The sequence below is a fragment of the Noviherbaspirillum denitrificans genome (genome assembly GCF_002211445.1).
Classification (GTDB): Bacteria; Pseudomonadota; Gammaproteobacteria; order Burkholderiales; family Burkholderiaceae_D; genus Noviherbaspirillum; species Noviherbaspirillum denitrificans.
Genome location: NZ_LSTO01000001.1, coordinates 1,306,549 through 1,315,915, shown reverse-complemented (window position 1 = coordinate 1,315,915; position 9,367 = coordinate 1,306,549). Strand labels below are relative to the sequence as shown.

Genomic DNA, 9,367 nt, shown 5'->3' with positions numbered 1-9,367 from the left:
GGGCACCCTCGGCGTGTCGGTGGTGCAGTTCGTGGTGCCGCTGGTGATCACCGCCGGCATCTTCGGCGCCATCGGCGGTGAGGCGCAGATCTGGACCAAGGCGGGCGAGACCAAGCAGATGTGGCTGCAGAACGCCGGCTTCGTCTGGGTGCCGTTCATTGCGATGACCACCGTTGCCGCCTGGTTCGGCATGAATGACCTTGCCTCGGCAAGCGCCTCGTTCTCCGAGCAGGCGGTGATTTTCAAGCGCAAGCACAACTGGCTGATGTGCTGGCTGTACATCGGCACCTTCGGTTCCTTCATCGGTTACTCGGCAGGCTTCCCGATGCTGATCAAGTCGCAGTTCCCCGACGTGAACCCGCTGCAGTACGCCTACCTCGGACCGCTGATCGGTGCACTGGCACGCGTGGCCGGCGGCTGGATCTCGGACAAGTTGGGCGGCGCCATCGTCACCTTCTGGACCTTCATCGTGATGATCCTGGCGGTGGTCGGCGTGATCGCCTTCCTGCCGGCCAATGGTGGTGCAGGCCAGTTCCACGGCTTCTTCTGGATGTTCATGCTGCTCTTCGCCGGTACCGGCGTGGGCAATGCATCGACCTTCCGCATGATCCCGGTCATCTTCATGACGGAGCGCCAGCGCGCTGCCGCAGGCATGGGCAAGCAGGCCGAAGCCCAGGCCATCGTCGACGCCAACAAGGAAGCCGCTGCTGTCCTCGGTTTCTCCTCGGCCGTCGGTGCCTACGGCGCGTTCTTCATTCCCAAGAGCTACGGCACCTCGATCGCCATGACCGGCGGCCCGACCGCTGCGCTGTGGTGCTTCATTGCGTTCTATGTCACCTGCATCGCGATTACCTGGTGGTGCTACTCGCGCAAGAACGCGGCGATGCCATGCTAGTTCAAAAGGACTAGCCGGGCTAATACCAACGAAGGCATCAGCCCGACTTCTTGCGAATAGGAAGGGCGAGGCACGCTACGTAGACTTGTTACAGAGCCGAACCTCGAAGCAGTTACAACAATGCGCCTGAAAAAGGCGCACGTATGGAGAAACCATGAGTCACTTTCTGGACCGCCTGAAATTCTTCAGCAAGCCCAAGGAAACCTTTTCCAACGGCCACGGCGCGGTAGTGCAAGAAGACCGCACCTGGGAAAACGCCTACCGCCAGCGCTGGCAGCATGACAAGATCGTGCGTTCCACGCACGGCGCCAACTGCACGGGTTCGTGCAGCTGGAAGGTGTATGTGAAGAACGGGCTGATCACCTGGGAAACCCAGCAGACCGACTATCCGCGCACCCGCCCGGACCTGCCGAACCACGAGCCGCGCGGCTGCCCGCGCGGTGCGTCGTACTCCTGGTACGTCTATTCGGCGCAGCGCGTGAAGTATCCGATGGTGCGCGGCCGCCTGATGCAGATGTGGCGCGAAGCGCGCAAGACCATGGACCCGATCACGGCCTGGGAATACATCAGCCAGAATCCGGAACGCGCCGCCAGATACAAGAAGGTGCGCGGCCAGGGTGGTTTCGTCCGTGCCGAGTGGGATGAGGTCAACGAGATCATCGCCGCCAACAACGCCTACACCGTCAAGAAATTCGGTCCGGACCGCATCATCGGCTTCTCGCCGATTCCCGCGATGTCGATGGTCAGCTATGCCGCAGGCACCCGCTACCTGTCGCTGATCGGCGGCGTGGCAATGAGCTTCTACGACTGGTACTGCGACCTTCCGCCGTCCTCACCGCAGATCTGGGGCGAACAGACCGACGTGCCGGAATCTGCTGACTGGTACAACTCCACCTACCTCATGGTGTGGGGCTCCAACATCCCGATGACCCGTACCCCTGATGCGCATTTCTATACCGAAGTGCGCTACAAAGGTACCAAGACCGTCGCCGTGTCTTCCGACTTCGGCGAAATGGCCAAGTTCGGCGACATCTGGCTCGCGCCGAAGCAGGGCACCGACGCCGCGCTCGCGATGGCGATGGGTCACGTGATCCTCAAGGAATTCCACGCCACCGGCAAGTCGTCCTACTTCCGCGAGTACGCGAAGCAGTACACCGACTTCCCGATGCTGGTGCTGCTGAAGGAAAAGAACGGCTACCTCGTGCCCGACTACTTCCTGCGCGCCTCCCACCTCGCCAACAACCTCGACGAAATCAACAACCCGGAATGGAAGACGCTGGTCATCGACGAAGCAACCGGCGATATCGTCGCGCCGTCCGGCTCGATCGGTTTCCGCTGGGGCGAAAGCGGCAAGTGGAACCTCGAACAGAAAGAGGGCAAGAGCGGCAAGGCAATCGATCCGCTGCTGTCCTTCATCAACAACAAGGATGACGTCGCCAGCGTCGGTTTCGCCTACTTTGGCGGCCGCGACGCCAACGACATGCTGGTGCGTAACGTGCCGGTGAAGAAGGTGCAGCTCGCCGACGGCACAACCGCGCTGGTCGCCACCGTCTACGACCTGTCGATGGCCAACTACGGCGTCGACCGCGGCCTCGGCGGCGGCAATGTCGCCACCAGCTACGACGACGATGTTCCGTACACCCCGGCTTGGCAGGAGAAGCACACCGGCGTGAAGCGCGCCGACGTCATCACCGTCGCCCGCGAATTTGCCGACAACGCCGACAAGACCCGCGGCAAGAGCATGGTCATCGTCGGCGCCGCGTTGAACCACTGGTACCACATGGACATGACCTACCGCGGCATCATCAACATGCTGATGATGTGCGGCTGCGTCGGCCAGTCCGGCGGCGGCTGGGCACACTACGTGGGCCAGGAAAAGCTGCGTCCGCAAACCGGCTGGACCCCGCTGGCCTTCGCGCTCGACTGGAACCGTCCGGCACGCCAGATGAACTCCACTTCGTTCTTCTACGCCCATACCAGCCAGTGGCGCCATGAAAAGCTGCACAGCAACGAGATCCTGACGCCGACCGCGGATGGCGAGTTCTCGCAGATGTCGATGATCGACTTCAACGCCAAGGCGGAACGCCTCGGCTGGCTGCCGTCGGCGCCGCAGCTCGAAACCAACCCCCTGGAAGTCGTCCGCGCCGCCGAAGCCGCCGGCAAGGACCCGGTCAAGTACGCCGTCGAGCAACTGAAGGACGGCAAGCTGAACCTGTCCTGCGACGATCCGGACAATCCGGCCAACTTCCCGCGCACCATGTTCGTGTGGCGTTCCAACATCCTCGGCAGCTCGGGCAAGGGCCACGAGTACTTCCTGAAGTACCTGCTCGGCACCCAGAACGCGCTGATGAGCGATGAAGAAGGCTGCGTCAAGCCGCGCGACATCAAGGTGCGCCCGGCCGTCGAAGGCAAGCTCGACCTGCTCGTCGTGCTCGACTTCCGCATGTCGACCACCGCGCTGTACGGCGACATCGTGCTGCCGACCGCGACCTGGTATGAAAAGGACGATCTCAACACCTCGGACATGCACCCATTCATCCACCCGCTGTCCGAAGCCGTGCAGCCGCTGTGGAAGGCACGTTCCGACTGGGAAATCTACAAGGGCATCGCCAAGAAGTTCACGGAAATCGCCGGCGACTACCTCGGCACGCAGAAGGACCTGGTGCTGACGCCGCTGATGCATGACACCCCGGGCGAACTCGGCCAGCCCTTCGATCCGAAGGACTGGCGCGCAGGCGAATGCGAGCCGATCCCGGGCAAGACCATGCCGGCGATGACGGTGGTCGAACGCAACTACAAGGACGTGTACAAGAAGTTCACCTCCATCGGACCGTTGCTTGAAAAGGCAGGCAATGGCGGCAAGGGCATCAGCTGGAAGACCGAGCACGAAGTGGACATCCTGCGCGGCCTGAACCGCGTGGTGACGGAGGAGGGCGTGTCGAAGGGCCAGCCGCGCCTGGAGACCGCGATCGACGCCGCCGAGATGATCCTGTCGCTCGCTCCCGAAACCAACGGCCACGTCGCCGTAAAGGCATGGGATGCGCTGTCGAAGATCACCGGCCGTGACCATACTCACCTGGCGATCCCGCGCGAGCACGACAGCATCCGCTTCCGGGACGTGCAGGCGCAGCCGCGCAAGATCATTTCCTCGCCGACCTGGTCCGGCCTGGAAAGCGAAGAAGTCAGCTACAACGCCGGCTATACCAATGTGCACGAACTGATCCCCTGGCGCACCCTGACCGGCCGCCAGCAGTTCTACCAGGATCACCAGTGGATGCGTGAATTCGGCGAAGGCCTGTGCGTGTACAAGCCGGCGATCAACACCAAGACCACCGGCGCCATCATGGGCAAGCGTCCGAACGGCAACAAGGAGATCGCGCTCAACTGGATCACGCCGCACCAGAAGTGGGGCATCCACTCGACCTACTCGGACAACCTGCGCATGCTCACGCTGTCGCGCGGCGGTCCGCACGTGTGGCTGTCGGAAATCGACGCCAAGGAAGCCGGTATCGTCGACAACGACTGGATCGAGGTGTTCAACGTCAACGGCACGCTGGTGGCCCGCGCGGTGGTATCGCAGCGCGTCCCGGTCGGCATGACGCTGATGTACCACGCCCAGGAAAAGATCGTGAACATGCCGGGTGCGGAGACCTCGGGCATGCGCGGCGGCATCCACAACTCGGTGACCCGCGCGGTGACCAAGCCGACGCACATGATCGGCGGTTACGCCCAGCTGTCCTACGGCTTCAACTACTACGGCACCGTCGGTTCCAACCGCGACGAATTCGTCCTGATTCGCAAGGTGAAGAACGTCGACTGGCTGGAAGGTCCGTTGAAGGAAAAGGCGTAATCACACAGTCACCATTCTGGAGCAAACATGAAAATCAGAGCACAAATTGGCATGGTGCTGAACCTGGACAAATGCATCGGCTGCCATACCTGTTCAGTCACCTGCAAGAACGTGTGGACCAGCCGTGACGGTGTGGAATACGCATGGTTCAACAACGTCGAATCGAAGCCGGGCGTCGGCTACCCGAAGGAGTGGGAAAACCAGGACATCTGGAACGGCGGATGGAAGCGCAACGCGGACGGCAAGATCGAGCCGCGCCAGGGCTCCCGCCTGAAGATCCTGTCGAACATCTTCGCCAACCCGAACCTGCCGGCCATCGACGACTACTACGAGCCGTTCACCTACGACTACGAGCACCTGCAGAACGCGCCGCTCTCGGAAACCCCGCCAACCGCCCGTCCGGTGTCCGTGATCACGGGCCAGAAGATGGACAAGATCGAATGGGGCCCGAACTGGGAAGACGATCTCGGCGGCGAATTCGCCAAGCGCAGCAAGGACAAGCTGTTCGACAACGTGCAGAAGGAAATGTACGGCACGTTCGAAAACACCTTCCTGATGTACCTGCCGCGCCTGTGCGAACACTGCCTGAACCCGGCCTGCGTCGCCTCCTGCCCGTCCGGTTCCGTCTACAAGCGTGAAGACGACGGCATCGTTCTCGTCGACCAGGACAAGTGCCGCGGCTGGCGCATGTGCATCTCCGGCTGCCCGTACAAGAAGATCTATTACAACTGGTCTTCCGGGAAAGCAGAGAAGTGCACCTTCTGCTTCCCGCGTATCGAAGCGGGCCAGCCGACGGTGTGCTCGGAGACTTGCGTGGGCCGTATTCGCTACCTCGGCGTGATGCTGTACGACGCCGACCAGATCGAAGCCGCCGCATCGGTGGCCGACGAGCAGGACCTGTACGAAGCCCAGCTCAAGCTCTTCCTCGACCCGAACGATCCGAAGGTCATCGAGGAAGCGCGCAAGCAGGGCATCCCGGAATCCTGGCTGGAGTCCGCCAAGAAGTCGCCGGTCTACAAGATGGCGATGGAGTGGAAGGTCGCGTTCCCGCTGCACCCGGAATACCGCACGCTGCCGATGGTCTGGTACATCCCGCCGCTGTCGCCGATCCAGGCCGCGGCCGAGTCCGGCAAGATGGGCATGAACGGCATCATCCCGGACACCAAGAGCCTGCGCATCCCGGTCAAGTATCTGGCCAACCTGCTCACCGCAGGCAAGGAACAGCCGGTGGTCCATGCGCTCGACCGCATGCTGGCGATGCGCGCCTACATGCGCGCCAAGTCGGTGGACGGTGCGGAGAACCTGGAGGTGCTCGAGCAGGTCGGCTTGTCGAAGGCGGAGGTGGAAGACATGTACCACGTGATGGCCATCGCCAACTATGAAGACCGCTTCGTGATCCCGTCCAGCCACAAGGAAATGGTCGAGGACAGCTTCAACGACAAGGGTTCCTGCGGCTTCAGCTTCGGCAATGGCTGCTCAGATGGCGTGAGCGACCATTCGTTGTTCGGCAAGAAGAAGCAGGGTTCGGTGATCTTCGTCGACATGCCGAAGTCGAGGAAGAAGAAAGAGACGGAAGGCGTGTAGGACGCCTCATGGCAGGGTGGGGTACCCGCCAATCCCGCCCCACCTTGCCTTCCGTACCCGAGCCGACAGGCATGCGTTGAAAAAGGAAATGACCATGCAACACTACCAAGTCTTGTCCACCTTGCTGATGTACCCGGACGAATCGCTGATCGCGGCGCTCGACGAACTGTACGCGGCGCTGGACGGCCATCCGGAGATGAAGGCGACGCTGCAGCCGCTGTTCGCCCACCTCGCCGGCGAGGACCTGCTGACGCTGCAGGAAAACTACGTGTCGACCTTCGACCGCAACCCCTCGCACTCGCTGCACCTGTTCGAACACATCCACGGCGAGTCCCGCGACCGCGGCCAGGCGATGGTCGACCTGATGCAGGAGTACAAGAACCACGGCCTGCAGATGTGTGCGGACGATCTGCCGGACTACGTGCCGCTGTTCCTCGAGTTCTTGTCGCAGGTCGACAAGGAAGAGGCGGACCGCCTGCTGTCGGACGCGGTGCACGTACTCGCGCACCTCGGCCGCAAGCTGGCAGCCCACAACAGCCCGTACGCCGTCGTGCTGCAAGCCGTCGAGGCGCTCAGCCCGGTGCCGGCGGAGGAACTGACCGAACCGCCGATCCGCGACATGGATGAACTGCTCGAAACGATGGGCCCTGGCGCCGATGGTGTCGAGCCCTTGCTCAACAAGGGATTGAGCTGTGGATCGAGCGGCGTGCAGCCGATCAACTTCCATCCGGCGCGGAGGCCTGCGCAAGCGGCAGCGTGAAGCCTAAAAATAGGAGATAAACAAATGAACTACCTGCATCAATTCGTCTTTGGGATCTTCCCGTACATCGCGCTGGCGATCTTCCTGCTCGGCAGCCTGGTCCGCTTCGACCGCGAGCAGTACACGTGGAAGTCGGAGTCCAGCCAGCTGCTGCATCGCGGCTCGCTGCGCTTCGGCAACATCTGCTTCCACATCGGCATCATCGGCCTGTTCTTCGGCCATGCCGCCGGCCTGCTCACACCGCTGTGGGTGTGGGACACGCTCGGCGTGTCGCACGGCGCAAAGCAGGTCTTCGCGATGACCGCCGGCGGCATCATGGGCACGCTGTGCCTGATCGGTCTGCTGACCCTGCTCACGCGCCGCTTCTCCAGCGACCGCCTGCGCGCCGTCACGACCATCAAGGACAAGATCGTCCTGCTGTGGATCCTGGCTACGCTGACGCTCGGCCTGTCGACGATCTTCATGTCGGCTTCGCATACCGACGGCCACCTCATGACACTCTTCATGCAATGGGCACAGCATGTGGTTACCTTCCGCGCCGGCGCTGCAAGCTTCCTGGCCGAGGCGCCGGTGCTGTTCAAGCTGCACCTGTTCATGGGCATGTCGCTGTTCATCATCTTCCCGTTCACCCGCCTGGTGCACGTATGGAGCGGTTTCGCATCGGTCGGCTACCTGAGCCGTGCCTACCAGCTGGTACGTCCGCGTTAATCGAGTCTGATCAAAGAGGAGGAGGGGACCATGGGTATTTCCGTCAACGGCATCGAGATCACCGACGACGCCATCCAGAAAGAAATCGTTCACCACCAGAAAGCGGAAAACCCATTGAAGAAGACCGTCCACGAGCTGGTCCTGCATACCCTGCTGCTACAGGAAGCAGACCGGCTCGGGATGGACGGCGACGATGAGGAAGCCCGCATCGAGGCATTGCTCGCACAAGAGGTGCGTGTGCCCGAGGCGGATGACGCGGCATGCGAAACCTACTACCGCAACCACCAGCAGCGGTATACCTACGGCGAGCTGGTGGAAGCGCGGCACATCCTGTTCCAGGTCACGCCAGACGTATCGCTCGAATTCCTGCGCGCCACGGCCGAATCGGTGCTGGAAGAACTGCAGGTGAATCCGGACCGGTTCGCCGAGCTGGCCAGGACCTATTCGAACTGTCCGTCCGGCGCACTCGGCGGCAACCTCGGCCAGCTTGCGCGCGGCCAGACGGTGAGTGAATTCGAACGGGTGCTGTTCCGCCTGAAGGAAGGCGAAATCGCCAACCGGCTGGTGGAAACGCGCTTCGGCCTGCATATCGTGCAGGTGATGAAACATGTCGAAGGCAAGCTGCTGCCGTATGACTCGGTCAAGACGCAGATTGCGGAGACATTGACGCAGCAGTCGTGGCACCGGGCGTTGCACCAGTACCTGCAGATCCTGGTCGGAAAGGCGGACATCCAGGGCGTGACGCTGGAAGGGGCCGGGTCGCCACTAGTGCAATAACCGGGGCGGCAGGTATCGTCCTGCCTCCCGCAACCCTCATTCCGGAATTTCCGCCTCTACCAGCTTCCCTAGCAAGACCAGCGATTCCTGCCAGCCAAGGTAGCACCCCTCCACGGGAATCACCGCAGGAATGCCTTCCTGCACCGCGGTCAGCTCCACTCCGCACGACACCTGGCGCAGCGTGATCGTCGTCTGCATGGTGCCCGGCAGGTTCGGATCATCGAATTGCGCCGTATAGCGCAGCCGCTCGTTCGGCACCAGTTCGAGGTATTCGCCGCCGAACGCGTGGCTGTGCCCGGTCGTGAAATTGGTGAATGACATCCTGTATCTGCCGCCGACCTTGGCGTCCAGTTCATGCACCTTGCCGGTAAAGCCATTTGGCGGCAGCCACTTGGCCCAAGCGTCCGCATCGACAAACGCGCGATAGACGCGCTCGGGAGTGGATCTGAGTACGCGATGGAGCCGGACGGTATTTGTGGTCATGATGTATCCCAAAAGAAAGCAGAGGACATCCCTCTGAATGGACGACGATCGAAGACATGAAAATTCGACGTCCCGGAAGCGTAACGCTACACAATTCTTGCAAAAACGTCATCCTGTGATAGTTCCAAAGAACTATATCCCTTAGCTCCTCATGCCAACTTTCAGCGGCAAGCCCTCCCGATACAATGGTTTTCATGAAAAACCACCTGGGAGCAAGGATGTTAAGCGACCGCTTCGGCCGATCCATCGATTACCTGCGCCTTTCGGTGACCGATCGCTGCGACCTGCGGTGCACCTACTGCATCCCGAA

General features: G+C 61.7%; 7 protein-coding genes. 6 read left to right on the top strand and 1 reads right to left on the bottom strand.

What is annotated here, in order from left to right; all coding sequences use genetic code 11:
• The 6 genes from AYR66_RS06545 to AYR66_RS06520 form a co-directional block, all read left to right on the top strand.
• The coding region (locus AYR66_RS06545; protein WP_474647526.1) for an MFS transporter at positions 1 to 895 on the top strand (895 nt) is incomplete at its 5' end.
• Between the two features lie 154 nt (positions 896 to 1,049).
• A complete protein-coding gene (locus tag AYR66_RS06540; RefSeq protein WP_088706850.1) occupies positions 1,050 to 4,745 on the top strand; it encodes a nitrate reductase subunit alpha in 3,696 nt (1,231 codons plus the stop codon).
• Between the two features lie 27 nt (positions 4,746 to 4,772).
• Entirely contained in the window at positions 4,773 to 6,329 is a 1,557-nt protein-coding gene (gene narH / locus AYR66_RS06535; protein WP_088706849.1) for a nitrate reductase subunit beta, read from the top strand.
• A gap of 94 nt (positions 6,330 to 6,423) precedes the next feature.
• Complete coding sequence (narJ, locus tag AYR66_RS06530) at positions 6,424 to 7,089, top strand: nitrate reductase molybdenum cofactor assembly chaperone (protein ID WP_088709643.1); 666 nt, start codon at positions 6,424 to 6,426, stop codon at positions 7,087 to 7,089.
• Positions 7,090 to 7,113: 24 nt separating this feature from the next.
• Positions 7,114 to 7,797 carry a respiratory nitrate reductase subunit gamma gene (gene narI, locus AYR66_RS06525; protein WP_088706848.1) on the top strand — a complete coding sequence of 228 codons (684 nt, stop codon included), beginning with the start codon at positions 7,114 to 7,116 and terminating at the stop codon, positions 7,795 to 7,797.
• A 30-nt stretch (positions 7,798 to 7,827) separates the two neighbouring features.
• A complete protein-coding gene (locus AYR66_RS06520; protein WP_088706847.1) occupies positions 7,828 to 8,574 on the top strand; it encodes a peptidylprolyl isomerase in 747 nt (248 codons plus the stop codon).
• Positions 8,575 to 8,610: 36 nt separating this feature from the next.
• Here the strand turns inward: AYR66_RS06520 and AYR66_RS06515 are convergent, their stop codons facing one another.
• The gene (locus tag AYR66_RS06515; protein ID WP_088706846.1) at positions 8,611 to 9,057 is read right to left on the bottom strand and encodes an SRPBCC family protein; all 447 of its coding nucleotides are present in this window, start codon (positions 9,055 to 9,057) and stop codon (positions 8,611 to 8,613) included.
• Positions 9,058 to 9,367: the final 310 nt, after the last annotated feature.